The organism is Pseudolysobacter antarcticus (assembly GCF_004168365.1).
In the GTDB taxonomy this organism is placed as follows: Bacteria; Pseudomonadota; Gammaproteobacteria; order Xanthomonadales; family Rhodanobacteraceae; genus Pseudolysobacter; species Pseudolysobacter antarcticus.
This window is the reverse complement of record NZ_CP035704.1, coordinates 1097118-1123452: the sequence shown is the minus strand read 5'-3', so window position 1 is coordinate 1123452 and position 26335 is coordinate 1097118. Positions and strand designations below refer to the sequence as shown.

Here is a 26335-nt window from a genome sequence, read left to right as displayed (position 1 = left end):
AGGGCGATATCGGTTACGCCTTGGTTTTTCTCACGCTGGTCTTCGCAGCTCCTTTCTTGGCGGCAGGCTTGCGCGGCTTGAGCAACGTGCCGGTGCAATTTTTGGCGCCGCAACGACACTCCCAGATTTTTTTCAGGCGTTTCGAATGCGGCGGTGGCAAATCGAGACCGTAGTCGTAGGTCAGTTCTTCGCCAGCTCGAATCGGACGCAGGCTTTCGATCAGCACCTTGTCCTTGCGCTCATCGCCATTGATGTTGACGTGCACCTGCGCCTGACAATTCGGCGCGCAACTGTGGTTGAACCAGCGCGACGAATTACCGCCAGTGTTGCCGTCGATGAGAAATTTTTCGTTGACCGAAAACAGAAACGTGTGGCCGGTTTCGCTATTGTTGCCGTGCAACCGCTCGGCCTGCTGCGAGGTGATGCGCTTGCCGCTGTACTCGATCAGGATTTCCTCGGCGGGAATATCGACGGCGGCAAAAACGCCTTTGCCGTGGATGGATGAAGAACGCGTTACGAATCGAGGCGACATGGAATTCCGTGGGATCTGCAGAGGGACGATGCGGCATCGAAAAATGCCGCGTCCAGCATCTTAATCAGAGTCGTGGCATATGCCAACGCATGGGACGATTTGCGCGCCGCGTATTCTTCGATCGACTCTCCCCCTTATCACCCGCAGCGCAAACCTTGCTTGAACGAGAGCAGGCTTTGTCGTCGTTATTGCGGGAAGCTTGCCCGAGTGTTGCTACCGCTCAGATCGACGGTGCTCTGGCCGGCGCGTGAGGCGATGTTCACGGTGACAATTGTGGTGGCGGCATAACGCGCGATCAGTTGAATATCGATGTTATCGAGTCGATCCGGCTGCGCGCACTCGAATGTGTAATCAGCGTCGAAATCGGCATGCGTTTCCGCGCTGACCGGTTCGCGGTTCAAAGGCGAATTCGATGTGGCCGCGGCGACACCACCCAAGCCTTTGCTTTCGACGTCGACATGCATGAGCCGACAGGCAGCCCCAGCCGCAGGCTGCAGCCATACCGACGGTGCATTCAGATCCGCCAGTACCGAGCTGACTTTCGCGCGCTCGACCGCATCGCGTGGCGCATGCTCGAAGCCGAGCAGATTCATGCCCGGCGCATCGAGATGGATCGTTAATGTCTTGCCGTCGAGCGCGATATCGACGGTGCTGGTGCCATGCACATGCGCGCCGTGTTGCCGTTCGATTTGCGCCAGCACGGGCGCGCTCGACGCGAATAGCAACATCGTCACGAGCAGGCGGATATGCCGATTTTCAAATCGTTCGAACATGATTGATTGTCTTTCAGAATCTCCAGATGGTGGACGCCGCGCTCGGATCGTCCCAATCCAACAATGTTACATTGTAACGCGGAATGACAAACAAGCCTGCTGCTGCCTTCGCTCTCGTGCGACAGCAGTCATCACGCACAAGCTTCTGCTGAGCTCGAGCCAACAACCGCGGCATTTTCCCGCACGGGCTGTAGTTACAAATCTCTCCATAAATCGCTCACCGCGTCCGATAAGGTATTGTATTTGCTGACTGAAATTGCGTCAGAACAAGTCTGCATTTGGTCAAAACGGCACATGATGAGATACTGGTCAGTGGGGTTTTGACCGCTTGTACACATCCGGGGACTGCATTCTTACTCGCAACCGGGTTATGTCAGCCGCTGCAAAATGATTCGGCAGCAAAATTCATTGATCACGGAGAGGGCGAGTGAAAATTTCCCGAGGCAGTTTGTTGTCGCTCGCAGCAGCCGATCGAGCGGCTGCGATCACGCCCGGAAAAATCCTCTCGCGTCTCACCACATTATTGTTTGCGATTGCCGCAATGCCGGCGTTATCGCATGCGGCAACGATCACCGTGACCAGCGCGGCTGACACGGTTTCTGCAGACGGTGCAGTCACGTTGCGCGAGGCCATCAGCTCAATCAACGCCGCGGCCAACGTCAATGCCGATGTGCTTGCGGTGGGCGCTTATGGCAGCGCCGACAGCATCAATTTCAACATCCCCGGCAGCGGCGTCCACAGCATTGCCCTGACCTCCGCGCTGCCATTGATTACCAAGTCGCTGACGATCAACGGTTATACGCAAGGATCATCAAGCGCGAATACGTTGGGGATCGGAGACAACGCCGTTATTCAAATTTTCCTCGATGGCACCGCAGCGGGTGCGGGTGCGATCGGACTGGTGCTTTCCAATCATTCCGGCTCAGCCGTAAGAGGTTTGGCGATCGGCAATTTTTCCGGCTCCGGCATCGAAATCAGCAGTGGCGGCGGATCACATCTGATCAGCGGAAATTTTATCGGCATCAGCGCTGATGGCAGCAGTGCCGCCGGCAACGGCGGATCCGGAATCAAGATTATCGCGGTGCCGAACAATATCATCGGCGGCACAACAACGGCGGCGCGCAACATCATTTCCGCCAACGGCCAAGGCAATGTTTTCGGCGGTGTGGAAATCGACAATGCCGGTGCCAGCGGCAACCTGATCGCGGGCAACTACATCGGCGTCGACGCAACAGGAACCGTGGCGCTGGGCAATTCGACCGCGTTCGGTTTCGGTGTGATTATTTTCAATGCCGCCAATACCAATACCGTCGGCGGACTCAACGCCGGCGCCGGCAATGTGATTTCCGCGAATGGTGACGGCATCTCGGTGCAAGCCGCCGACAAAAATATTATTGAGGGTAATCTGGTCGGTTTGAATGCGGCAGGAAATAACGCGCTGGGCAACAAATTCAACGGCGTGACGATAACCGGCACGGCAACTGGCAACATTCTTGGCGGCAGCAATGCTGGCGCGGGCAACGTGATTTCCGGCAACAAGGTCGATGGCGTAGCACTCGGCGGATGTTTTGGTGGATCGTCCATCGTGCAGGGAAATTTCATTGGCACCGACAGCCTGGGTCTCGCATCGCTGCCGAACGGAGCTACCGGCGTGCACATCGCCAGCGATCACCATGATGCGATGATAGGCGGCACGTCGGCCGGTGCCGGCAATGTGATTGCATTCAATGGCGCGAGCGGCGTCAGTGTAATCACGGATAATTTCTGCGGTTCGCAGGCGATCAACAACGCCATCCTCGGCAACTCGATATTCGGCAATGCCTCACTCGGAATAGATCTCGGTACGAACGGCGTTACTCCCGACGATGCGGGCGATGCGGATACTGGTGCCAACAATCTGCAGAACTTTCCGCTACTGACGACGGCAACCAGCGCGGCCGGTTCGACCTCGATCGCGGGCAGTTTGAACAGCGCCACCAATACCAGTTTTCGTGTGGAGTTTTTTTCCAGCGCAAGCTGTGATGCCTCCGGTAACGGACAAGGCCAGACGTTTCTGGGTTTCAGCAATGTAACCACGGATGGCTCAGGTAACGCAGCCATCAACGCTTCCTTGCCGGAATTCGTACCGATGGGTCACGTAATTACCACGACGGCAACAGATCCCGCCAATAACACGTCGGAATTTTCGGCGTGTGCAGCCGTAAGCACAGACAGCGTGCCGCCCACCGTGACAGTAAATCAGTCTCTTGGACAGAGCGACCCAGCCAATGCCGCGCCGATTTTATTCACCGTATTGTTCAGCGAGCCTGTGATCGGCTTCAGTGGTGCTGGCATTTCTTTCACCGGAAGCACCGCCGGCGGTACGCTGGTCGCCAACGTGACTGGCAGCAGCGCCAACTACACAGTCTCCGTATCAGGCATGACCACGTCGGGAATCATCGTGGTCAGCATCCCGGCAGCAGTAGCGATGGATGCGTCGTCCAACCCGAGTTTGGCATCGACCTCGACCGACAACACCGTCGTCTATTCAACAAACGTGACCAATTCGTTTGGCCCGCTCAAAATTCCTGCGCTGACCTGGGCGATGCTGATTCTTCTGGCGCTGGGGTTGATCGCAGTTACCGCTCGATACCGACGCGCCTGATCCGATCGTTGCCGATATGTGGAAACGCTGGCGTGCCTCAGCTATCAATCGCCGCTGCGCCCAACCGCGATGGCGTCACGAGCCGTGCGTAGTATTTATCCAGACCACAATCTGCTGAAACCGGTCGCCGTCGAAATCGAAACTCAATACATGCGAATGCTCATGTTCGAGCCAGCGATAGAATGTCAGTGGTGATGCGCCACCGACCACCGGATGCTGCACATTCCATAATTCCCACAGGTGCGTGATCTTGTCGCGCGCCTCGTCAATAGTGATGGCATTCGGCAGATCGCTCATGACGGAAATCTCGCAGGGGGTATAGGCATTGCCTGTGCCGTGAATCTACTCCGGTTGATTACACACCATCGTGACCTTATCTGAGGTGAATATAGTCAGTTGCGTCACAACGCGCGAATTTCGGAGAATCTCATGGCTGTGCCCGTCAAGATCGATTTTGTTTCAGATGTCTCGTGCCCGTGGTGCGTGATCGGACTGAAAGCGCTGCAACAGGCGCTGGATAATCTCGGCGACAAAGTGCAGGCCGATCTGCATTTTCAACCGTTTGAGTTGAACCCGCAGATGCCAGCCGAAGGCCAAGACATCAACGAGCACCTGATCCAGAAATATGGCTCGACGCCGCAACAACTCGCGCAAACTCGTGAAGCCTTGCGCGCGCGTGGTGCAGCGCTCGGGTTTGAATTCAGTCAGGCCAATCGCAGTCGCGTCTACAACACGTTCGATGCGCATCGTCTGCTGCATTGGGCCGACGAGCAAGGCGGCGGGCGCCAGCTCGCGCTGAAAGAAGCCTTGTTCCATGCGTATTTCACTGACGGAAAAAATCCGGGCGCACACGAAGTATTGATCCAAGCCGCGACCGAAGTCGGTCTGGATGCAACTCGCGCCGAACAGATTCTTGCGGGCGACGAATACGCCGATATCGTGCGTGCGCAGGAACGTTTCTACACCGAACATGGCATTCATTCGGTACCTGCCGTGATCATCAATGACAAGCACTTGATTTCCGGCGGACAACCGGTCGAGACGTTCGAGCGTGCGCTGCGTCAGATCGCCGGATTGCCCGAACTCGCAGCTACCACGGGCTGATCGCGGCAGACCGTGCGAGTAATTTCAGACCCGTCTTGATCGACGATGCTAACCCTGTTCCCGAAAATTTATTGCGTTTGCGCGGCACACTGCTGCGCCAAACTTCTACGCAAGCGTCACTGCTGAGGATGTCGGTTGCCGGTTCACAACGACCGGTCAGGCGCCCATCAAACGCGCCACTCGTTTAGAATTCCTGCAGTCATCCATCGAGATCAAGCCGATGTCCGCACCCTCCAAAATCCATCCACTGACGCGCGCAGAACGTTCCGATTACAGCGAAACATCATTGCATGCCGATGTGCTCGATTTCATCGCGGAATTGCGCAAGCTTGGCGATGCGCGTTTATCGATCAGCGAATTCGGCAACACACCGGAAGGCCGTGAATTGCCGCTGCTGGTGTTGTCGGGCCATGGCCATTTTACTCCGCAAGCCGCGCACGCATCCGGCCTGCCGATCGTGCTTGTTATCTGCGGCATCCACGCGGGCGAAGTCGAGGGCAAGGAAGCCGGCTTGATGCTGGTGCGCGATATTCTGGCGGGCCAGCATGGCGATCTGCTCGATAAGCTCACGCTGATCATCGTGCCGTTGTTCAACGCCGACGGCAACGATCGCATCAGCGTCGAAAATCGTCGTCTCGATATCTCGAAGCTGCACGGCCAGATCGGTCCGGTCGGCGGCGTCGGCACGCGCGTCAACGCTGCTGGCATCAATCTGAATCGCGACTACATGCGCCAGGAAGGCGCCGAAATGCGCCTGCTGCAAACGCGCATCTGCCATGTCTGGAACGCGCACATGGTGATCGACTGCCACGCGACCAACGGCTCGATTCATCGGTTTGCGATGACCTTCGACATTCCGCATACGGTGCAAAGCGGACGCCGCGAACCGATCGACTACATGCGCTCGCGCTTGCTGCCGGCGGTGCAGGCGGCAGTCAAAAAAAACGATGGCCTCGACTCGCATTGGTACGGCAATTTTCTGCGCGACGAGGGCGGCCAAGGCACCGGCTGGATCACCTATACGCACCACCCGCGCTTCGGTGGAAATTATCGCGGCCTGACCAATCGCCTCGATCTGTTGCTGGAAACATACTCGTATCTGACGTTCGCTGAGCGCGTTCGCACGACGTATGCATTCCTGCGTGAATCGCTCGCTTATGTCGCCAAGCACGGTGCAGAAATCGTCACGTCGTTGGCAGCATGCATCGAGCCACCCGAGCATATCGCGGTACGTTATCGACTCGAAGCATTTGCCGATCGCGAGGTCGAAGTGCTGACGCGCGAGCCTTACACTTTGGAAGGCGCACCGATCAGCGTGGCTGTGCCCTACTTCGGTAATTTTGTCGGCGAGCATGTGGTGCAACGACCGCTGGCGTATGCGATCCCTGCCAATATCGCCGCGCATCTTGAGCGTCACAGTCTGCATGTCGAGCGACCGAAAAACTCCATCGAACTCGATGTCGAAATCGCCACCGTGCGCGGCCTGGTTTCATCGGCAGGTCGAGAAATTCTCGAAGCGAATGCTTCTGCGTATATCGATGCCGAATATCACGCCGAACGCCGCGAACTGCCGCAGGACTGGTGCATCGTCTACACCGCACAACAATACGGCGCGATTGCGGTGTATCTGTGCGAAGCCGGCAGCGACGATGGACTGCTGGCGTGTGATTTGATTGATGCGCCAGCGCCCGGCGATGAATTCCCGGCGTGGCGCGTGCTGTCGCTAGTCTGATTTCTCGTCGAGCTATTGGGCAAGACTATCGTCGGTCTGAGGCAATACCGGCGACACACCCGAAAGTAGTCATCGCTGGGCCGCAGATGTCATTTGGTCTGTTGCGTTTATCGGTATAAATTTTTGTTCTTGCACCGAGGATTGAAGCATGAAGCCACTTGTCGGATTGTTCGTAATCGGTGCGCTCATCTGCGCAACGTCTGCCTTGAGCCAAGAGACGCATTCGCACCCGCCTCCGGAAAAGCTGGGGCATGTCACATTCGCAACGTCCTGTGCGCCACGTGTTGAACATGATTTCGAGCGCGCGGTCGCGCTGCTGCATTCGTTCGCGTATGTCGCCGCCGAAAAGGCGTTTCAGGATGTCGCTATTGCCGATCCCAGATGCGCTATCGCGCACTGGGGCGTTGCCATGTCGTATTTCCACCAATTGTGGAGCCCGCCTAGCCCAGTCGAGTTAAGCAAGGGCAAGTCAGAGATCGATCGAGCGCTTCGGCTGAACGTCCGCCCCGGTCGAGAACGCCAATTGATTGAAGCGGCGGCTGCTTACTATGATGATTTCGAACATAGGTCGCATCGTGTTCGCGCGAAGGCCTATGAAGAAGCGATGAACACGGTCGCGCAGAGCAATCCGACTGACACCGAAGTGCAGGTTTTCTATGCGCTATCGTTGATTGCAACGGCGCCTCTTGATGATCGATCCCATGCAAACCAGAAGCGCGCGGTGGCTATTCTGGAGCCGATTTTTCGCGACTATCCAGACCATCCCGGCGTTGCCCATTATCTGATTCACGCCTATGACAGCGCGGAATTGGCGCCGCGCGGCTTGGCGGCCGCGCGCGCTTACTCGAAGATCGCACCTTCAGCACCGCACGCCCTGCATATGCCATCGCACACTTTCACTCGACTGGGGCTGTGGGATGATTCCATAACCTCGAACATTGCGGCGCGGACAGCAGCGCATAGTCAACGTGATCTCGGCGAAGAACTCCATGCAATGGACTATCTGGTATACGCATATCTGCAACGCGGGCGACAAGCCGATGCGCAGCAGGTGATTGCGTCGCTGGCCAAAATGGACGGATTAGTCGGCAGCGATTTCAAAGTCGGTTACGCCGCTACCGCGATGCCTGCTCGACTCGCCATGGAGCGTGATAATTGGAACGCTGCCATTGCCCTGCAACCGTTGCCAGAATCCTCACCACAGGTTGCCGGCGTCGTATTTTGGGCGCGCGCTGTTGCCAATGCGCGAGCGGGACATCCGCGAGTGGCCGAGGCCGACATCAAGGGGCTTGAGACTGGCCAACAACAGCTGCTCGCCGAGGGAGATACGTACTGGGCAACCCAGCTCGATGTAATGGGCAAGGAGGCGCGCGCCTGGCAAGCCGCAGCGAATGCCGATGCTAACGAAGCGATTCGACTAATGCGCGCAGCAGCAGATGTAGAAGACAAGGTTGAGAAGCGGCCAGTGACGCCAGGACCAATCATCCCGGCGCGAGAGCAGCTTGCAGATCTACTCCTATCGTTGAAACGGCCACAAGAAGCTCTAAAAGAATATCGGGCGGCATTGGTTGCTGCACCCGGTAGACGCAGGGCGCTCGTGGGTGCCGCTCAGGCAGCTAATCTTCTCGGTGACGCCAAGGTCGCAAGCCAAATGCGGGCGGCCCTGTCGAACTGATAATGCGTTCGCGCGAATCCACCGTTTCATTGCTCACTGTTGATTAAACAATCGCGTGCGGCACGAACCGCGACGTATCCTGCGTGATCAACGAATCGTCTTCGCGAATGCCGATACCGACCGCCTGATCGGCCACGATCCAACTACCAACCAGCGCACGACCATGGCCGAAATCCGGCAGCGCATGGAATTGCTGGCGAATGCTTTGAGAGTCGTCGTACGGGCCGTCGGTGCTTTGGCTCGAACCATCCGGCAGGCGTATCGCGATGTTCGCGCCTTCGCGCGAGAAGAACGGTTTTTGCACCCAGCCGGGCGCCAATGTTTCACTTATCGGATCGTGGAAAAAAGCCGGCAGCAGATTCGGATGGCCGGTGTGGCGTTCCCACAATAACGGCAGCACGCCCTTGTTGCTGAGCAGCGATTTCCACGGCGGTTCGATCAGCACGATGCCTGCATCGGGCAGGCTCGGACCGTACTTTTCCTCGAACATGAATTCGAGCGGATACAGCTTGAACAAGGCCGCGATCACCTGATCGTCTTCATCGGTAAAACGTCCCGTGGAGCTCAGCCCGATGCGCTCGATGTCGATGCGTTTGGTCGCGAGTCCGGCCTGCTCCGCGCAATCCTGCAGATAAGTGATCGTCGCCTGATCCTCGCGCGATTCTGCCACCGCCGAAAAATACAGCGGTCGCGGCAAGCGCGGCGCGATCGTACCGAAGGTTTCGATCAATGCTTCCTGGATGCGGTTGTACTGATCGGCACCGACCGGCAATACTCCGCGATCGCGCTGCTGTTCCAGCCAGTGCCACTGGAAAAACGCGGCCTCGTACAGCGAGGTCGGCGTGTCGTAGTTCAGCTCATATAATTTCGCCGGGCCTTTGCCGTCATAAGCGAGGTCGAGCCGACCATACAGGTGCGGCGAAGCATCGCGCCACGAGTTGCGAATCCAATCCCAGTAGCGCGCCGGAATCGCCAATCGCGTCATCAGTGCTTCGCTCTGCACGATCTCGCCGACCAACGTCATCGCCATCTCGTGGATTTCTTCGCTCGGCGCTTCGATGTCGTTTTCGATCTGCGTCAGCGTGAACGCGTAATACGCGGTTTCGTCCCAATACGCATCGCCGTCGATGGTGTGGAACTGGAAGCCGAGAGTTTCAGCGCTGGTCCGCCAATCGGCACGTTCGACAATGAGCACGCGGCGCATGTCAGCTTCCGCTACTGCCAGCGCTGCTACTCGATCCACCCGAGGAGTGCAAACTCGCGTGCGAACCACCCCACGCGCCACGCGCCGCCGCCGACGAACCGAAGCCCGAACGCGATACCGTAATCGCGCGATTCGGTGAACTGGTTACCGGCGTTGTCGCGGAAGTGGATCGGGATGTCGAACTGCCGACACCACCGCCGCTAGAGAATCCGCTGCTCGACGATCGGCGATCTTCATCATCGCGAAACGAACGCGCGTATTGCCCGTCGCGCTGCCGATACACCGGCGACGCGTACGCATACGTCGGTGGATAATTCGGCCGCAGGATCTGCGACAGCATGAAACCTTCCATCAGCGGTACCCAGATCGAACCGCCGCCTTCATGCCGCTCGTTGCAACGATCACCGAATTGCGCGTAACAGCTATCGCGGTCGGAAAACTTTACATCGGTCTTGGCATGATTCTGTTGTGCCGAATCGTAAGCCTTGTGGCAATTGTCGGTCGGATTGCCATCGGCGATGCACGCATCCACCGAGGTATAAAACCCTTCCTTCAACTGCTGGGTATCGGCGACTTGTTCTTCGCAACCGACCAGCAGAAACGGGACCTGTCCCATCAGGATCAGGGCGAGCTGACGTGAACGCTTCATGCATTTGTCCTCAAGCCAACACTCAGGTGATTTCGAGATCGTCCAGACGCAAAGTGGTGCCGAGCGCCTGGCTGATACAAAAATCGTTCGGGCCGGAATCTTCAGCCGCCACCACCAAAACTTCGGTACGCTCCGAGCCCTCGATATCGCGTTCGTACAACATCGAATACAAGGTCAGGCCGTAATCGGATTTCGAGGGATTGGTCTTGTATACGCGCTCCTCGAAAACGATCGGCGGCGCCCACAACGATTCGCCGGTGACCGAATCGCCCCAGCGCCGCTCGTAACGCCGTTCATCGAGTTCATAGTATGGCTGACCGAGTCGTGATCCGCCCTGCACCCACGCCTGGAAGTCCGCCTGATTGGTCGGATTTATCGTGTCGTCATAGACGAACAACTTCACGTCCATCACTTGACCATTGGTCGTCGAAATCTGGATGAACGCATCGTCGGTCAGATACAGCCGCGTAAGTTTCGATCCAGCCGCGCCGTGTTCGTCGAGATCGATTTCTCCGATTGCCTCGATCATTTGCGGATTCGACGGACACGCAAAACCAAACTGCGCCCCAAGAATTTTGAACGGCGTTTCGTCGATCGTCACCGCACCGCCAAGCCGCGCTCCGAGCGGGAAACGCGGCGCGCTCGGCGCCGCGGAATTACCACCGAACAAGGTATCGCGCCAGGACATTTCAGCTGTCCGACCGCACGCCGGTCGCAGGCGCATTCAGCGCCGCGGCCGGGTCTTTTTGCTGCGTCACCGCCGCCAGCGGAATTGGTGAAAGTGTCGCCTGCACCCGCGCCATCACTGCATCCGCGCTAGTCGCACCGGGCAACATGCCGGCGGCAGCGAGCTTGGCGCTCAGATCGCTTTCGCCGCTCTCGTGCTCGAGTGCATTCGCCGCATCGATCTGCGCCGATTGTTCGAGCTGGCGCTGCTTGATTCGATCCAGTGAATCCAGCGCCGTGCGCAGCTTGGTGTTCTGGCCGCTGTAGCTCGACGCAATCGATGCCTGCGCTTTCAGCACACTCTCGGTCGACTTCACCTGATTGATCTGCTGCTGCAACGATTCAATGCGCGTATCGGCGGTGCGAATCGTGGCGTGCAATTTGTCCACGGTGTTTTTCAAGTTGGTGAGCGCACTTTGATCGGCCGCGATTTCGCCTTCGAGCGTCGCCACTTTGCCTGCCGTTTCGCGCGCCAGATCCTGATTGCCCTGCGCGATCAATTTCGCCACATAACCTTCGTACTCGTTGCGCTTGGCGTTTTTCTCGTTGAGCTTGTCGGTGGCGATTTTTTGATCCGCCATGAGTTTGGTCAACGCCTGTTTCGATTGGCCGCTGGCGGTCTGCGCGTCGCGAATTTCCTGATCGAGAATGGTCGTCGCATTACGATCGACAATTGCCTGGCCGGCCTCGGTGGCGGTGCCGCGCAGCAGGCTGAATATCTTGCTCAAAATTCCCATGATGTGATCCTCGGTTTATCAGTGAATGTAGGAACGCAATGCGTCGGTGGCTTGCAGCGCATTGTGCGCGAGCACATGGATTTCTTCGACGATGCTGATCAGCGGCGAGCGCGCGGAAAGCTCGCCGAACACCGTGTACAGATCGCCGCTCGGCGTGGATTGCAAACCGATATTCGACAGCGGATTGATCGGATTCAAGCGCAGGCAGGCATCGTTGAAGGCATTGCGATCGGTCACGCTGTCGGCGTGGCAGAGCACGGTCGAAACAAAAATCCGCACGCCGGATGACGTCATGTGCAAGGCCAGTCCGCCCTGCTCGGGACAGATGACTTCGATCACCGGTTCGGCACCGCGCAACAGGTGCACCTGCAATGCCTCGCCCGTTTCGGCGATATGCGCTATCAACGCATCGTTCAAAGATTCGGTGTTCCAAGGATGTGACATGGCGGACATGGCCTCTAGTGGACGGAACGAAGAAGGGAGCGCGGTTTCGCGCAGGATACGCTCGGTAGTTTTCAACAGTTCGGTGTGTTCGGCGCGAATGTAGACTTGGATCGGCACGAGCCCCTGCTCGCGCATGCGCGCCCGATACGCGCGCTGCCACGAGGCGGTCTTCGACGTCGATGATTTTTCGGCAACGGGCTTTTTCATTTACATGTAATGCTTACACGTAATTTTTTAAACGTCAATATGCCGCCTGAATATGAGCGGTTTTCGTAACACGCGCCACCGTCGTGCGTGATATTTTCACCGACTCAACCCCAGTCCCTCGTACCTTTCCCAGAGATTCCGATCATGCCGGCAATACATACGCAAAAACGCAACCCATTCGGATCATTTTGCGCGCTGCTGGCTGTTTGCGTAACCGCACATGCCGCCGGCGCCGAGCAACCGGGCGTGGCTTTGGACATTTACGCAACGGCATCAAAAATGATCGACATCGGCACGGGCCATCGTCTGAACTTGCGTTGCAGCGGCCAGGGCACGACAACCGTGATGCTGGAAAGCGGTGCGACCGCCGACTCGATGGCATGGTTCAAGGTGCAGCCGAAGCTGGCGACTTTCACGCGTGCGTGCTCCTATGATCGCGCTGGCCTCGGTTTCAGCGACGGCGGCGTCATGCCACGCGATGTCGATGCGGCGGCAACTGACTTGCACGCCCTGCTCGATGCGGCGCATATCAAGAGACCGATCATCCTGGTCGGTCATTCGCTCGGCACCAATATCGCGCGACGTTTTGCCGACCGTTATCCAACGGAACTGTCGGGCTTGGCGCTGCTTGATCCACCGGAACAGAACGTCGCCGAATTTTCTGCCGACTATGCGAAGGATGAGGCCGAATCGCTGCCGGCGCGGCTCGCGTTTGTTTCAGCTTGCGAAAAAGCGGCGGAAAAAGGCGAGCTGAAACATCCACCGGAAGCTCTGAAATCGTGCCTGCGCGACTCTGATCCCGCGTTCAGCAAAAAACTGAATGCCGCGATCCACGCCAATCATCTGCGGCCGGTGTTCTGGCAAACACTGGCATCGATCTTCGCGACCAACCCGGCCTTGCTCGACAAACCCGTCGCGGCGGACGAACATCACGGCGCACTGCCGTTGATGGTGCTCAGCGCCGATGAAACCTATGCCGACGCACCGGCGCCGATGCGCAAGGCGCTCGAAGCGGCGCGCGAGAAAACGCATCACGATATTGTCGCGACATCGACGCGCGGCGAACGCGTCCGGATCACGCACAGCTCGCACGAAATTCCCAACGATCAGCCCGATGCCGTGGTCGAGGCGGTCAAGAAAATGATCAAGGCGGGCTAGATCACGTGAATAAATATTGCATCTGATCGACTCGTGCGGAACCGATCGAATCGGGGAAAATCGTCGTGTTGCGTCGCACGCTGGCGAAACGATGTTGCTGTGCTAGATTCCGCCGATGCGTTGGCGTGACCTCGGTTTTATCCTGCCTTTTATGCTGGCCTTGTTGCCGGTGCTTGCGGTTGCCTCGATTGCGGCCGGCTTGTCGGCGAATCTCGGTGCATGGCTGCCGTTGATCGTGATCTTCGTCGTGCTGCCGCTGCTCGATGTGTTGTGCGGCGCGGATGTTTCCAATCTGGATGCGCACGACGCCGAGCGCATCGATCATCTGCCGTATTTTCGCGTGCTCACGCTACTCACCTTGCCGGCATGGTTGCTCGTGCTGGGCTACAGCGCGTACATGTTGCAGCAACTGCCGCTGGGCGCGATTGGCATGGTCGGCTGGATTTTTTCGACCGGTGTGCTCGGTGGCATTCTGGCGATCAATCCGGCGCACGAACTCATCCACAAATCCGGCGCATTCGAGCGCGCTGTTGGCGGCATCTTGCTAAGCAGCGTCGGCTATCACGGTTTCAAGATCGAGCATGTGCGCGGCCATCATGTGCACGTCGCGACGCCGCAGGATTCATCGTCAGCGCGGCTCGGCGAATCGGTGTACGCATTCGTGCCGCGCGCGCTGCTGCACAACGTGCGCAATGCGTGGCGGCTGGAAGCGCAGCGGCTGCGCCAAGGCGGCAAATCGCCTTGGTCACTGCGCAACGAAATGCTGATGTGGACCGTGTTATGGCTCCTGCTCGGCGTATTTTCGCTATGGCTCGGCCTGCTCGGCGCCGGATTTTTCATCATCCAGGGTCTGCTCGCCGCGACCAGCCTGGAGATCATCAATTACATCGAACACTACGGTTTGCTCCGCACGCAAATTGCGCCGGATCGTTATGAACGTGTCACACATCTGCACTCGTGGAATTCATCGCAGCGCCTGAGTAACTGGCTGTTGTTCAACCTGCAGCGCCACTCCGATCATCATGCGATCGCGCGGCGGCGTTATCAGGTGCTGGTGCATCACGATGACAGCCCACAACTTCCGGCGGGCTACGCAACGATGTTCGTGCTCGCCTTGTTGCCGCCGTTATGGCGCCATGTGATGGATTCGCGCGTGCTGCATTCGCGTCGCGCGCGCGGGCTTTCTGCCGCGTTGTAACGCCTCGCCACTCACGCGGTTACGCGTTTTTTTCATTGGCGCGACTTGCTCGCAGCAACACCCGGCGTCGAATTGATAAACGCCGCGGTATCACGCAACGTCGGTGCGAGTCGCGGATAACGAAAACCCGCCAATATGCGGAAATGCCCCAGACTCGGATAACGCAGATAGTTCACCGCGATGCCCGCCGCGCGCAGTTTTTTCTCGAGCGCCTCGCTGTTGCGCGGCCAGACGATGCGGTCGCCTTGACCATGCAGTAATAGAAACGGCGGCTCATCGCCGTCGACAAAATTCACTGGCTGCGAAACTGGCCACTCCGATTCCGCACCGAATACCTCGATGATTTTTGGATCGGTCAACGGCAGAAAGTCATACGGGCCGGCGATGCCAACCACACCCGCCAGATCACGCGGTTTCAGTCCATCTGCCGCGAGATAATGCGCATCGGTAGCGAGCAATGCGACGATGTGGGCGCCGGCCGAATGACCGACCAGGAACAACCGCTGCACATCGCCGCCAAATTCGCTGGCGTGATCGCGCGCCCAGCGCACAGCGTCGGCCGCATCGGCCTCGAAGCCCGGAAATGCGGGCTGCGGTGCGGTGCGATAATCCACGACCATGGTCAGGATTCCCGTCGCGGCGAGCGCCTTGCCAACAAACGCATATTCGCTGCGACTGCCGTAACGCCAACTGCCACCGTAAAAAAATAACGCGACCGGCGTGCTGGCGGAAGACGATGCGGGCCGATAAATATCCAGCTTCAAATCGCGATCAGGCGCGTACGTGCGCGTGATCGCGGAGGTGGATGCGCGTCCGGCATTCATCGCCCCGAAAAAAATCGACTGACAACTGCACAGCATGGGCAACAAACCGATCAGGAAGAAACGGCGCAATTGGAATCTCATGAAAAATCGTTTCCAGACGAAATAAGCGGAGCCGCGATCGCAAGCGCGATGCACGAATATCCAGTCGCTACGAATTCGGCGAATGGCGCGTTCCTGACAGGCAGGATGCGGAAAAGATCGTCGAGATTGCGTGATTGCCACGGACTGTCTCTTTCGAAATGATGCGGCACAATTTGAACGCACAGCATCCGCATCGACCGATGCGGACAGCGAATTGCTGATCTACATCGCCTTGAGCAATTGCTGCAGGCAGGCCTTGAGCGGCGCGGTATTTTGCTCGGCTTTCGCCATCGCCATCGCGCCGGAAAACGTGGCGACGGCCATGATCGCAAACGCATCGGCATCCAGATGTTTCGCCAATCCGGCGGCATGATCGGCGCGGATTTTCTGTGCGATCGCGTTACGCCAACTACGGAATATTTCCTGCGATGCGATGCGGAATTCGGGGTCAGCCAGCGCGAGTTCGAGTGTCAAGTTGCTGAGCGGACAGCCGATCACCGCAGCCCGCTCGTCGAGCCCGGCGATGATGCCTTTGAATATCGACTTGATACCGGCCACGGTTGAACGCGCCGATGCCATCGGCGTAATCCAGGTGCATTCGATTTCCAGCGCGACGCGCTCGCGAATCACCGCCAAGCCGAGCGCCTTCTTGCTCGGAAAATGGTGATACATCGCGCCGCCGGTGACGCCAGCCGCCTGCAGAATGTCGCCCATACCGGTCGATTGATATCCGCCGGACTGAAACGCTTCTGCCGCCACATCGAGCAGACGTCGCCGCATTCCTTGCGGATCATTGGTGCGTTTAGGCGGCGCGGCGAGGGCTTTTTTCATGACTGCACTTGATCCGGAAGTGCGCGCAGTATCGCGCCTCTTGACAAAACCGGTCAACCGGTCTGTATTATTGCATAGCGACTCTGGATGCAATGTATCTCGCCGGCACGGCAATCCGAAGCTGCGACGACACAAATCCATCACGACAAGCGAACACTTTGCCAAGGAGCATGCGCATGAAAACGCAAACAACATCGGATCAGGGAATTTCGACACATGTATCAACGGATGCCTGCGCGCAGAGCGTCGCGATATCGCGTGTCGAGTCTCCACATTTTCGACCGCGCTGGTTACTGGATCAATGCCTGCAACACAGGTTTGGCAATCGTTCGTTGTGGCTGCTGCTCGCCGCCATCGGCGGCTCTGTAGCGTTACCTGCAACACAAACGCTGGCTGCGGGGAGAGACGCACCCGCCAACGTCGCCACGATATGTTGCGCGATCGTCGAACTGCGGCAATACACCTTGCATGCGGGGCAGCGCGACGTTTTGATCGACCTGTTCAATCGCAAATTCATCGAGCCGCAGGAAGCCGTCGGCATCCGCGTGATCGGGCAATTTCGCGATCAGGATAATCCGGATCGTTTTGTCTGGTTGCGCGGCTTTGCGGATATGCCGGCGCGCGCCGAGGCGCTGAAAAGTTTTTATTACGGCGATCTGTGGAAGGCCAACCGAAGCGCGGCGAATGCCACGATTATCGACAATGACAACGTTTTGCTGCTGCGTCCGGCGCGCGCCGATTCCGGTTTCGCTGCCGCGACCAGTCTGCGATCTGCCGCGGATTCCATCGACATTCCGAAGGGATTTGTCGTTGCCAATCTGTACTATTTCGATGCGCCGGTGAGCGACGATTTCCTCGATTTTTTCGAGCGCGCACTCAAGCCGGAATTCATGCACAACGGTGCGAACTTGCTCGGTGCGTTCGTCAGCGAACGCAGCGTCAATACGTTCCCCGCGCTGCCTGTGCGCGAGGGCGAGAATGTATTTGCCTGTTTCGCGCTGTTCGCCGACGAAGCGGCGTATGAACGCTACGTCGCCGCATTGGAGAAGTCGGCGTCGTGGCACGACAAGATCAAACCAGCTCTGCTACCACGACTGAAAAACGCACCTGAGGTCTTGCGTCTCACGCCGACCGCACGCTCGCAGATTCACGCGTGATCGAGTAACCGTTCAGTCATCGCCCGATGTCGCGCAAACGCGCGCCGTGCATGAGCTTGCGCTCGATTTGCTCGAGTGTGACGCCTTTGGTTTCCGGCACCAACGCCCACGTGAATATCAGGAACAATAGATTGAGCGCGGCGTACAACCAGAACGTCGCGGCGTGACCGATGCCGTTGAGCAGCGACAGGAACGTGGCGCCGACGATCATGTTGGCGATCCAGTTGGTGACCGTGGACGCGCCGATGCCGAAGTCGCGACCTTTCAGCGGCTGCACTTCGGAACACAAGGTCCAGATCAACGGGCCGGCCGACATCGCAAAACCGACGATGAAAAACAGTAGCATCGCGACCGTCAGAGTCTGCTCGGCGTGGCTGTTGATGCCCAGATGCATCATCGTACCGACCACACCCAGGCCGATCGCCATGACGGTGAATCCGGTGTACAAAATCGGCTTGCGACCCCAGCGATCGACCAAGCCAATGGCGATGAACGTCGCCAGCACGTTGGTCAGGCCGACGACCGCGGTGAACCACATTTGCGCGGCAGTATCGTAGCCCATGCTCTGGAAAATTCGCGGCGCGTAATACATCACCACGTTCATGCCGGTGAACTGTTGCACCAGTTGCAACATCACGCCGAGCCCGACCGAACGGCGAAAATTCTTGTTTTCGAGAAACAGCTGCCAACCGCGTTGTGGCGTCTGCAATTGCTCCTCGATATCGGCGGCCTCGCGCGCGACGATTTGTTGATCGCCACGCAGCTTGAGCAACACGCCGAGCGCCTCGGTCTTGCGTTCGCGCATCATCAGCCAGCGCGGGCTGTCGGGCAGCGCGAGCAGGCCGAACAGGAAAAATACGCCGGGCACCGCGATGATGCCGAGCATCCAGCGCCAGTTACCGGAATAACTGAATGCCGTGTCGGATAAAAACGCGACGAGGATGCCGATCGTGATCATGAGTTGATACAGTGAAATCATCGCGCCGCGGGTTTTTTCCGAAGCCACTTCGGCGAGATACAGCGGCGCGGTAAATGCGGAAATGCCGATTGCCAGCCCGAGCAGGATACGCGCCACGATCAGACTCTGCGGCGACCACGCCACACCGCACAACAGCGAGCCGGCGACGAACAGGATCGCACCGAGAAGCAGCGAACGTTTGCGCCCGAGCGAGGCCGACATCCATGCCGCTGCGGCAGCACCGACGGCGGCGCCGAACATCATCGAGCTGACGATCCATTCGATCATGTGATCGGAGATCTGAAACTCTTGCTGGATAAATTGCGTGGCGCCGGAAATCACGCCGATATCGAGCCCGAACATGAGGCCGGCCAGCGCCGCGAGCACGCAGGTAAACACCGCGGTGGCTTTCGGCTGGGCGGGTAAAACGGCAGCGATGGCGCTCATGAAACTGTCTCCGGAATCGATCGGGTTTGTTGGCGAAAAATAGCGCGCGCGTTTGAAAAAGTGTTCATGCCGATTTTGCAATCAACGACTGCAGCCGTTGCAGGCGCGGTGCCACGAGCGGCACCGTCAGCATTGTGCTGAGCACGGCCATCAGCAGCAATGCAGTAAAGGTTTCGCTGGTAATCATGCCCTTGTCGAGCAGGATATTGACGAAGATGATCATGATCAGCGCCTTGGTTTGCAACAGCCAGCCGATGATCGAACTCTCCGCTCGCGGCCAGCCGAGTATGCGCCCGGCAATGCGTGTGCCGATGAGTTTTCCCACGACCGATGCAACCAGCAAAACCGCCGCCGCAATCAGCACCGCACTGCCGCCCATGGCCCAGTTCGTGCGCAAGCCAGTGGACAGGAAAAATACCGGCATGAATACCAGCAATACATGCTGGCGCAATTTGTCCATGTCGTTCTGGTCGAACCATTCCGCATCCATGATCGCGCCCGCGAGAAACGCGCCGACCATGAAATGCAGGCCCGACCAATCCGCACTCCACGCGCACAGCACCAGCCAGATCAACGCGACGTACCAGCGATCTTTTTCGGCGAGCCAACGCATCAATGCGCGCAGACAGAAACTGGCGAGCGCAAATATCATCAGAAATCCGACTTGCCGACCAACGCGCGACCAATCCATCAGGATCACCGCGAGTACACCCCAGATCGCGACATCGTCCATGCTCGCGTAACGCAGGATGCGCTGGCCGATCGGCTCGCGCAGGATATCGAGTTTTTCCATCAACAGGATCAGGATCGGCAGCGCCGTCACCGCGCACGCCATGCCGATGCCTAGAACGAATTGCCATTGCCGCGCGTTCGGCCCGATCCAGCCATCGAACATCAGCAACCCGATCGCGGCGAGCGAACCGAACAGCAGCGGCGTACCCAACGCGAGACCGGCGGTGATGCTGCTTTCGCGGCGATACAACCACGCCTGTTTCAGGTTGAGCTCGATACCCGCAATCCAGACGAACACCATCACCGCCCACCACGCGATGCCGTTCAGCGCCTGCACCACATCCGGGCGAAAGACGAAGCCGAAATAGTCCGGCAAGACCTTGCCGAGTGTGCCCGGCCCGAGCACGATACCGGTGATGATCTGCACCACCACGAGTGGTGCGTAATAGTCGAGATTGCCGAAGCGCCAGATCAGAAACGGCACCGCGAGAATGATGCCCATCGCGATCAGGAATACTTCGGTCGAGGAAATACTGTTATGCATGACGACGCAAATCCGATCGCGAAAACATGACTGAGCTTACCGGCTTTGATCGTGTTGCGGCATACGCGCCTACACCACCCGGTTCGCGGCAATCACCTTGGCAAACCACTCGCCGGAATCCTTCACCGTGCGTTGCTGGCGATTCTTGAAATCGACATAAACCAGACCGAAACGTTGCGAATAACCTTCGCCCCATTCGAAATTGTCGAGCAGGCTCCAGCAATGGTAAGCGCGAACCGGCACGCCGTCGTGGATCGCACGCGCGAGTTCGCGCAGATGTTTCTGCAACCAGACGATGCGCTTGCGATCGTGCACATGGCCGTGACTGTCGGGCAGGCTGTTGTACGCCGCGCCGTTCTCGGTGATCTCGATCGGCAGGTTGTTGGTATGCGCGGCGATGTCTTTGAGGATGTCGTAAAAACCTTTCGGATAAATATCCCAGCCGTTATCGGTTTTTTCATCCGGGCCCGCCGCCCAGTCGGATTTGGTATTCAGCCCCGGCACGCCATTGCCTTGCGGCGCATCACGCACGATCCACGGCGAGTAATAATTCAGGCCGATGAAATCGAGCGGCGCGCGCATGATTTTTTCGTCGCCGTCGCGCAGCCCCAGCAACTGCGCTTGTTGTGCCGGCGGCAACACGCCTTCGGGATAACTGCCTTTCAGCGCGGGATCGAGGAACCACAGATTGAGGAACTTGTACCAGCGTTGCGCCGCGGCTTTGTCAGCGGCCGAGTTCGTCGCCGGATTCATCGGCGCCACATCGATCACACCACCGACCTGCGGTTTCGCGCTGGCCGCCTTGAGGGCACGAAACGCCATGCCCTGTGCCAGATTCACCGTGTGCGTGGCGCGCAACAAAGCCAGCGGATCCTTGCGCCCCGGTGCATGCGTGCCTTGCCAATAACCGACGTGGGTGAAGGTTTTCGGCTCGTTGAAAATGCTCCACTGACCAATGCGATCACCGAGCGAATCGGCCATTATTTTGGCGTAGTCGGCGAGGCGTTCGGCGGTATCGCGATTCGGCCAGCCGCCGGCATCTTCCAGCGCTTGCGGCAAATCCCAGTGATACAACGTCGGGAACGGACGAATGCCCGCTTCGAGCAGCGCATCGGTGACGCGCTTGTAATAGTCGAGGCCCTTGCTATTGATCGCGCCGCGCCCATCGGGCTGCACGCGCGACCATGAAATCGAGAAACGGTACGTCTTCATGCCGAGCTGGCGCATGAGATCGATGTCTTCCTGATAACGGTGATAACTGTCGCACGCGACATCACCGTTGCTCTTGTCTTTGATCTTGCCGGGCGTGTGCGCAAAACGATCCCAGATCGATTCGCCACGGCCGTCGGTATTCCACGCACCTTCCACTTGATACGCCGCGGTCGCCGAACCCCACAGGAAATCTTTCGGGAAAGCGTCGCTGACAAGATTTGTTGCAGCGGCAGTCGCGGCATTGCCAAGCGCGGCTTCGGCAAGCCCGAATCGGCTGCGGCTCAACATCGAGCTGCCAGTTAAAGCGAGAGCCAGGCGCAAGATTTCGCGACGCTGCATAGTGAACTTCCTTCTGAGTCTGTCATTCGTGCCGCAGCGCGCATCGTCTTTATCGTGCGGTCTGTATGATTGGCGAAAAAAAGGTGTCGAGCTCACGCGGGAGCGCAGACCGGGCTCGACACCAAAGTCGCTGGAGCTTTGTTCGCAGCGCTAGAAACTCACGCCGAAATTCATACCGAAGGTGCGCGGCGCCAGATATTGCGAGGTGTAGATGAACTGGTTGTTGCCCAGTGCTGTGCGTCCGGCATTGGTGCGCACTTTCACGTCAGTGAAGTTGTTCACATACACACCCGCCCACCATTTTTCATCGGCCGGCGTGTATCGCATCATCAGGTCACCGCGGAAATAGGATCCCTGCTGATCGCCATTACCCAGGTTGAACGGACTCAACCAGCTCGCCGTCTCGTAATGACCGCTGAAGCGTGGCGTGAGCGCGCCACCGTTGCTCAGGCTGAACTTGTGCTCGTAGATCACGCTGAACGATGTATCCGGCGCATGCGCAAGATCGTTGCCGCTGACGTTCAGGCAATTGCCGATACCAGAGGCTGGCGCGCATGCCGGCAAACCGCCGTAATCGTTGCTGCCGGCGTAAATAAGCGTACCGAGTTTCTTCTGCGGAATCACCGAAACAACTACGTTCAAACGATCGGCATCACTGAGCACCGCAGCCAGTTCGGATTCGATACCGGTGACCTTGGTGGTGCCTTCGACATTCGAGAAACCGAGGCCATGGCTACCGTCGACAAACGTGATCGGCGCCGACAACTGGAAGTTCTTGAAATCCTCGTGATACACCGCCGTGTTCCAGGTCAGGTGATGATCGAGGAACGTCAGCTTGATGCCGGCTTCGTAGTTGAGGATCGACTCGCCCTTGTACGGCACGCCGCCATCCTGCAAGCCGCCGGATTTGTAGCCGGTCGAGACACTGCCATACAGCAACGCATTGCTCGAAAGATCCATATCAGCACGCAGCAGCCAGGTCGGTTTGCTCGAACTGTACTTGCCGTCGTTCTTCGCCGATACCGCAAAACCGGACGTCGGCCCAGGCTGGGTGCCAGTCGAAATCGGCACCTGCGGCACGGTCGCGTCGTAAGCCCAGCCGTAGTTGCGACCGCCGTCGTTTTCTTTCTCGTCATGCGTCCAGCGCGCACCGCCGGTCAGACGCAGGCTGTCGCTGAGATGCCAAGTCATCTGGCCAAACCCGGCGTACGAATCCACCGTTTCTTTCGGCTGGATGAACGAACCTTGCCAACCCACCGTACCTTGCGACGTGCCGTTGAAAATCGGAATATCGAAACGGATCGAATTATCTTCCGACGCGTAATACAGACCGAGAATCCAGTCGATGGTATTGTCGCCGGTCGACTTCAAATCGAGCTCGTGACTGCTGCTCTTGTAGCGCGAATCATTGGTGCGATCATCCTGGAAGTTCGCGCCACTGGCGAAGCTGGTCGGCACCTGCACGCCGCCATCCTGATCGTAATCGCTGGAGCCGTTGAACTTGCTGAAACCGGCGATATAACTCAGCTCCATGCCATCATTGATGGCGTAGTCGACTCTGCTGCGCAACGCATACGAATTACGATCGAGTTGCGGCGCAGTATCGACCAGCGCCGACCAGAAATCCTGACCCGCGCGTGGCTGCTGCATCAGGTTGGCGTTCGGTGTGCCGCGATCGCGGAAATATTCGAACGACAGGTTCCAGGTCAGCTTGTCGCTCGGCGTCCACAACGTGCTTATGCGCGCGGCGGACTGATCCTGCGAATTGTATTTCTGACCCTTGGTGACATAGAGGTTCGGATCGATCGGCTTGAACGTGGCGAGCGTGCCACCCGAGGTGATATATGCCGCCTGCTGGCTCGCGACCGATGGCAGTTGACCAATCGGATTCTGGAAATCGACGTAACCATCATGCTGTTCTTGTGCGATCGCGACACGGAACGCAAACGTATCCGATACCGGCACATTTACCGCCGCACGCATGCCGAGATGACTGTAGTCGCCGGCCTCGAACTGCGCATAGCCATAGAACGGCCCCAGCTCCGGTTTGGCGGTCTGGAAATTGACCGCACCAACGGTCGAATTGCGGCCCCACAACGTACCTTGCGGGCCACGCAATACTTCCACCGATTCGAGATCGAGCAGCAAACCTGCTGCTGCCTCCGCACGCGGCGTGTACACGCCATCGACGAACAGCGCGACTTCCGGATCGGCGTATTCGGTCTTGGCGCTGTCATTGCCGATACCGCGCAAGGTTAGCGTAATTACACCGTGATCGCCCTCGGTGGTTGCAGCAAAACCCGGCACGAGTTTGGTGATGTCGGCGACGTTGTTGATGCGCTCCTTCTGCAGCGTATCGGCGCTCAGGGCGCTGACCGCCACCGGTGTTTTCTGCAGCGACGTGGAACGCTTGGTCGCGGTGACCTGCACCGTATCGAGCGCTTGCGATTTCTGATCCTGGGATTTCTGTGAAGCCGCCGGCGCCGCATCGGCGGCAGTAGCCGGTGCGGTAGCTGGAGCGTCTTCGGCGTACGCAGTGCCCATGGCGAGCACGGCAAAAATTGCGCTCGAAAGCGCGCGATAACGGGTATTCATGTCTCCCTCCTCCCTTGTGAATGGGCCTAGCGCCAAGTTGCTTTGCCTTGGTCGTTTCGGTTTCGCGGCAAAGAAATACTGCAAATTGGCAGCGCTGTCAATTACAAAATGACAGCGCTGCCAATTAAGCTAATTTGTTGCTTTGCAACAAATTTTCCCCGTCGGATCAATTGTGCTACAAGTCGCGACGACAAAATCTTTCGAGGACGTTTTGCATGGCTGCCTTGCGCAAAATTCTCATCGTCGGCGGCGGCACCGCCGGCTGGCTGACCGCGAACTATCTCGCTCGCACGCTGAATATCGCCGCGCAGCAAAGTGCGCAAAATATACAAATGGAATCGATCCAGATCGAGCTTGTGGAGTCGGCCGATATCGGCATCATCGGCGTTGGCGAAGGCACCTTCCCATCGATCCGCGGCACGCTCGCGGCAATCGGTCTTGACGAAGCGCGTTTCCTGCGCGGCGCCAACGCCACCTTCAAGCAAGGCATCAAGTTCGCCAACTGGGCGCGCACGCCGACGGCCTCGGCCACGAGCCATTATTTTCATCCGTTCAGCCTGCCGAGCCAGCGTGGCGACAGCCCGGAATTGCTGCCGTACTGGCTGCTCGGCGCGGCCGCGCCGGGTGCCGCTTTCGCCGACGCGGCGACGATGCAGAAACATGTCGCCGATGCTTCACGCGCGCCGAAACGCCGCACCGACAGCGAATATCAGGGACGGCTGAACTACGCCTACCATTTCGACGCCGGACGTTTCGCCAGCCTGCTCGCCGAACACGGTCGCAGCCTCGGCGTGCAACACAAGATCGCGCACGTGGAAAAAGTCGAGCTCGACGAGCAAGGCGCAATCGCGCGCGTGATCACACGCGAAGCCGGCGCGCTCACTGCCGACCTGTATATCGATTGCACCGGCATGCGCGGCGGCCTGATCGGCGACGCGCTCGGATCACCGTTTCGCAGCACGCGCGATACGCTGTTTGTCGATCGTGCGGTCGCGATCCAGGTGCCGTATCCGCGTGCCGATACGCCGATTCCGTCATACACCATTTCCACCGCGCACGAAGCCGGCTGGACCTGGGATATCGGCCTGCAGGCGCGTCGCGGTATCGGTTATGTGTATTCGTCGCGACACACCGATGACAGCCGCGCCGAGCAGGTGCTGCGTCAATATATCGGACCCGCCGCCGAAAATCTCAACGCACGTTTGCTCAAGTTCGAGACCGGTTTTCGCCCCGAGCAGTGGCGCAAGAATTGTGTTGCGGTTGGGTTGTCGGCGGGCTTTCTCGAACCGCTCGAATCGACCGGCATCGGCCTGATCGAAATTGCCGCGTACCTGATCGCGCACCTGCTGCCGAACGATGGCGACATGGCTCGCGTCGCCAAGCTATTTAATGCACAGATGACCACACGTTACGAGCGCATCATCGATTTCATCAAGATGCACTACTGCATAAGCCAGCGGCGCGACTCATCGTTCTGGATCGACAATGCCGACGCCGCGAGCACTCCCGAATCGCTGCAGGACAAACTCGCAATGTGGCGTTGCCGTCCACCCCATCGGCTGGATTTTGTCACCGATCTGGAAATGTTCATGCCCGCGAGCTGGCAGTTTGTGTTGTATGGCATGGAGTTCAAGACCGACCTCAGCGGCATGCGGCACGCTTATCCACGCGTCGATGCGGCGCAGCGCGAATTCGAAATGATCCGCGCGGTGGCGCCACACGCGATTGCCGACCTGCCTGATCATCGCGCCTTGATCGAGGAAATCTGCGCGCATGGATTCGCCAGCAAACCGGCAGCGTGATCACCGCAACACATACTCGTGCGACGTGGC

Annotated in this window: 22 protein-coding genes; 8 read left to right on the top strand and 14 right to left on the bottom strand. The window is 58.3% G+C overall.

Going from position 1 to position 26335, the window contains the following annotated elements:
• Positions 1 to 13: 13 nt before the first annotated feature.
• Positions 14 to 532, bottom strand: coding sequence for an SET domain-containing protein (locus ELE36_RS04800; protein ID WP_129832007.1), 519 nt, complete (start codon positions 530 to 532; stop codon positions 14 to 16).
• Positions 533 to 717: 185 nt separating this feature from the next.
• Positions 718 to 1305 (bottom strand): ZrgA family zinc uptake protein, encoded by a 588-nt coding sequence (locus ELE36_RS04795; RefSeq protein WP_129832006.1) that lies wholly within the window; start codon positions 1303 to 1305, stop codon positions 718 to 720.
• A 427-nt stretch (positions 1306 to 1732) separates the two neighbouring features.
• On the opposite strand from ELE36_RS04795, the gene ELE36_RS04790 reads away from it, so the two are divergent.
• The gene (locus tag ELE36_RS04790) at positions 1733 to 3949 is read left to right on the top strand and encodes a beta strand repeat-containing protein (protein ID WP_129832005.1); all 2217 of its coding nucleotides are present in this window, start codon (positions 1733 to 1735) and stop codon (positions 3947 to 3949) included.
• A gap of 75 nt (positions 3950 to 4024) precedes the next feature.
• On the opposite strand, the gene ELE36_RS04785 is transcribed toward ELE36_RS04790, so the two are convergent.
• Positions 4025 to 4246, bottom strand: coding sequence for a hypothetical protein (locus ELE36_RS04785; protein ID WP_129832004.1), 222 nt, complete (start codon positions 4244 to 4246; stop codon positions 4025 to 4027).
• A gap of 132 nt (positions 4247 to 4378) precedes the next feature.
• Here ELE36_RS04785 and ELE36_RS04780 point away from each other — a divergent pair, with 132 nt between their 5' ends.
• The 3 genes from ELE36_RS04780 to ELE36_RS04770 all read left to right on the top strand — a co-directional run bounded on the left by ELE36_RS04780 (position 4379) and on the right by ELE36_RS04770 (position 8460).
• Positions 4379 to 5053 (top strand): DsbA family oxidoreductase, encoded by a 675-nt coding sequence (locus tag ELE36_RS04780; protein WP_129832003.1) that lies wholly within the window; start codon positions 4379 to 4381, stop codon positions 5051 to 5053.
• Positions 5054 to 5273: 220 nt separating this feature from the next.
• The gene (locus ELE36_RS04775) at positions 5274 to 6785 is read left to right on the top strand and encodes a M14 family metallopeptidase (RefSeq protein ID WP_129832002.1); all 1512 of its coding nucleotides are present in this window, start codon (positions 5274 to 5276) and stop codon (positions 6783 to 6785) included.
• A gap of 148 nt (positions 6786 to 6933) precedes the next feature.
• Positions 6934 to 8460: a hypothetical protein gene (locus ELE36_RS04770; protein WP_129832001.1), complete on the top strand. Its 1527-nt coding sequence runs from the start codon at positions 6934 to 6936 to the stop codon at positions 8458 to 8460.
• Between the two features lie 43 nt (positions 8461 to 8503).
• On the opposite strand, the gene ELE36_RS04765 is transcribed toward ELE36_RS04770, so the two are convergent.
• From ELE36_RS04765 to ELE36_RS04745, 5 genes are read right to left on the bottom strand one after another with little or no spacing between them, the layout of a single operon-like run.
• Complete coding sequence (locus ELE36_RS04765; protein ID WP_129832000.1) at positions 8504 to 9664, bottom strand: glutathionylspermidine synthase family protein; 1161 nt, start codon at positions 9662 to 9664, stop codon at positions 8504 to 8506.
• Position 9665: 1 nt separating this feature from the next.
• Entirely contained in the window at positions 9666 to 10313 is a 648-nt protein-coding gene (locus tag ELE36_RS04760) for a DUF1190 domain-containing protein (RefSeq protein WP_129831999.1), read from the bottom strand.
• A gap of 22 nt (positions 10314 to 10335) precedes the next feature.
• Positions 10336 to 11001 (bottom strand): DUF2491 family protein, encoded by a 666-nt coding sequence (locus ELE36_RS04755; RefSeq protein ID WP_165371477.1) that lies wholly within the window; start codon positions 10999 to 11001, stop codon positions 10336 to 10338.
• Position 11002: 1 nt separating this feature from the next.
• A complete protein-coding gene (locus ELE36_RS04750) occupies positions 11003 to 11776 on the bottom strand; it encodes a PspA/IM30 family protein (protein ID WP_129831997.1) in 774 nt (257 codons plus the stop codon).
• Positions 11777 to 11794: 18 nt separating this feature from the next.
• A complete protein-coding gene (locus tag ELE36_RS04745) occupies positions 11795 to 12427 on the bottom strand; it encodes a YjfI family protein (protein WP_242512367.1) in 633 nt (210 codons plus the stop codon).
• A gap of 144 nt (positions 12428 to 12571) precedes the next feature.
• On the opposite strand from ELE36_RS04745, the gene ELE36_RS04740 reads away from it, so the two are divergent.
• Together ELE36_RS04740 and ELE36_RS04735 are read left to right on the top strand one after the other, a co-directional pair.
• Positions 12572 to 13585, top strand: a complete 1014-nt coding sequence (locus tag ELE36_RS04740) for an alpha/beta fold hydrolase (RefSeq protein WP_129831996.1) — start codon at positions 12572 to 12574, stop codon at positions 13583 to 13585.
• Between the two features lie 115 nt (positions 13586 to 13700).
• Positions 13701 to 14783 carry an alkane 1-monooxygenase gene (locus tag ELE36_RS04735; protein ID WP_129831995.1) on the top strand — a complete coding sequence of 361 codons (1083 nt, stop codon included), beginning with the start codon at positions 13701 to 13703 and terminating at the stop codon, positions 14781 to 14783.
• Positions 14784 to 14815: 32 nt separating this feature from the next.
• Here ELE36_RS04735 and ELE36_RS04730 read toward each other — a convergent pair whose 3' ends face one another.
• Both ELE36_RS04730 and ELE36_RS04725 read right to left on the bottom strand, forming a co-directional pair.
• Positions 14816 to 15688 carry an alpha/beta hydrolase gene (locus ELE36_RS04730; RefSeq protein ID WP_129831994.1) on the bottom strand — a complete coding sequence of 291 codons (873 nt, stop codon included), beginning with the start codon at positions 15686 to 15688 and terminating at the stop codon, positions 14816 to 14818.
• Between the two features lie 222 nt (positions 15689 to 15910).
• Entirely contained in the window at positions 15911 to 16519 is a 609-nt protein-coding gene (locus tag ELE36_RS04725) for a TetR/AcrR family transcriptional regulator (protein WP_129831993.1), read from the bottom strand.
• A gap of 176 nt (positions 16520 to 16695) precedes the next feature.
• Here ELE36_RS04725 and ELE36_RS04720 point away from each other — a divergent pair, with 176 nt between their 5' ends.
• The gene (locus tag ELE36_RS04720) at positions 16696 to 17676 is read left to right on the top strand and encodes an NIPSNAP family protein (RefSeq protein ID WP_129831992.1); all 981 of its coding nucleotides are present in this window, start codon (positions 16696 to 16698) and stop codon (positions 17674 to 17676) included.
• A 16-nt stretch (positions 17677 to 17692) separates the two neighbouring features.
• Here the strand turns inward: ELE36_RS04720 and ELE36_RS04715 are convergent, their stop codons facing one another.
• The 4 genes from ELE36_RS04715 to ELE36_RS04700 form a co-directional block, all read right to left on the bottom strand.
• Positions 17693 to 19081: a sugar porter family MFS transporter gene (locus ELE36_RS04715; RefSeq protein WP_129831991.1), complete on the bottom strand. Its 1389-nt coding sequence runs from the start codon at positions 19079 to 19081 to the stop codon at positions 17693 to 17695.
• Between the two features lie 64 nt (positions 19082 to 19145).
• Positions 19146 to 20357 (bottom strand): cation:proton antiporter, encoded by a 1212-nt coding sequence (locus ELE36_RS04710; RefSeq protein ID WP_129831990.1) that lies wholly within the window; start codon positions 20355 to 20357, stop codon positions 19146 to 19148.
• Positions 20358 to 20426: 69 nt separating this feature from the next.
• Positions 20427 to 21908 carry a GH1 family beta-glucosidase gene (locus tag ELE36_RS04705; RefSeq protein ID WP_129831989.1) on the bottom strand — a complete coding sequence of 494 codons (1482 nt, stop codon included), beginning with the start codon at positions 21906 to 21908 and terminating at the stop codon, positions 20427 to 20429.
• A gap of 150 nt (positions 21909 to 22058) precedes the next feature.
• On the bottom strand, positions 22059 to 24503 hold the full coding sequence (locus tag ELE36_RS04700) for a TonB-dependent receptor (protein ID WP_129831988.1): 2445 nt from the start codon (positions 24501 to 24503) through the stop codon (positions 22059 to 22061).
• 215 nt (positions 24504 to 24718) lie between these two features.
• Between ELE36_RS04700 and ELE36_RS04695 the strand changes: the two genes are divergently transcribed.
• Positions 24719 to 26305 carry a tryptophan halogenase family protein gene (locus ELE36_RS04695; protein ID WP_129831987.1) on the top strand — a complete coding sequence of 529 codons (1587 nt, stop codon included), beginning with the start codon at positions 24719 to 24721 and terminating at the stop codon, positions 26303 to 26305.
• Positions 26306 to 26335: the final 30 nt, after the last annotated feature.